General features: G+C 61.8%; 1 protein-coding gene. It reads right to left on the bottom strand.

The window, feature by feature from the left end; translation table 11 throughout:
* Positions 1-1391 (bottom strand): sodium:solute symporter family protein (locus A2I95_RS38020; protein WP_291737596.1); only part of this gene is annotated, 1391 nt, incomplete at its 3' end.
* Positions 1392-1397: the final 6 nt, after the last annotated feature.

The raw sequence follows: 1397 nt of genomic DNA, 5'->3' as shown, positions 1-1397 counted from the left end.
AGATAGGTGGCCACCGCGATGGCCACACCCATGGCGATACGGGCCGACAGCAGCTCATTCTTTTCCGAGATGTTCGGGTTGATCGAGCCTTTGATCAGGTCGTGCGATACCGCAGATGAGATTGCCAACAGCAGGCCCGCCGCGGTGGACAGTGCAGCCGCCAGGCCGCCGGCAGCAACCAGACCGATCACCCAGCTGGGCAAGTTGGCGATTTCCGGGTTGGCCAGAACCAGGATGTCGCGGTTGAACTTGGTCAGCTCATTGCCGGCCCAGCCATTGGCAGCCGCGGTTTCCTGCAGCGCTTCGGACTTGTCGTTGTAGTACTGGATCGCACCGTCGCCGTTCTTGTCTTCCCAAGCCAGCAGGCCGGTTTTCTGCCAGGTGGCCATCCAGTCGTACTGCGGATCGTTTTCGATCTGCTGCACGGTCACGGCGCCGCCTTCGATGCCGCCATTGGGCCACATCATCTCGGTGATGTTCAGGCGGGCCATGGCGCCAACTGCCGGAGCGGTCAGGTACAGAAGCGCGATGAACACCAGCGCCCAGCCGGCCGACCAGCGGGCATCCGCCACTTTCGGCACAGTAAAGAAGCGCATGATCACGTGGGGCAGGCCCGCGGTGCCGATCATCAGCGAGAGCGTAAACAGCACCATGTTGAAGGTGTCGGAATGATGCGCGGTGTACTCGTTGAAGCCCAGCTCGCGGACAATGGCGTCCAGCTTGGCCAGCAGCGGCTCACCGGATGCAGCGTGTTCGCCGAACAGGCCCAGAGCGGGGACCGGGTTGCCGGTCAGCTGTAGCGAGATGAAGATGGCCGGGATGGTATAGGCCATGATCAGCACGCAGTATTGCGCCACCTGGGTGTAGGTCACGCCTTTCATGCCTCCGAACACCGCGTAGGCGAACACAACACAGGCACCGATCAACAGCCCCGCGGTGTTGGAGACCTCGAGGAAGCGGCCAAAGGCCACGCCCACGCCGGTCATCTGGCCGATCACGTAAGTTGTCGAGGCAACGATCAGGCAGATCACAGCCACGATGCGCGCGGTCGGGGAATAGAACCGGTCGCCGATGAACTCGGACACGGTGAACTTGCCGAATTTGCGCAGGTAAGGCGCCAGCAGCAGCGCCAGCAGCACATAGCCGCCGGTCCAGCCCATCAGGAAGGTCGAGTTGTCATAGCCAGTGAAAGCAATGAGGCCCGCCATTGAGATGAACGAGGCTGCCGACATCCAGTCGGCTGCAGTGGCCATGCCGTTGGTGACGGGGTGAACACCCCGGCCGGCGGCATAGAATTCAGATGTGGAGCCCGCGCGGGCCCAGATCGCGATGCCGATGTAGAGCGCAAAGGACGCGCCCACAAACAGCAGGTTGATGGTAAACTGGTCCATCTTATT

Source organism: Leisingera sp. F5 (assembly GCF_001593695.1).
The sequence above is the reverse complement of the archived record's forward strand: the minus strand, read 5'-3'. Positions and strand labels throughout refer to the sequence as shown.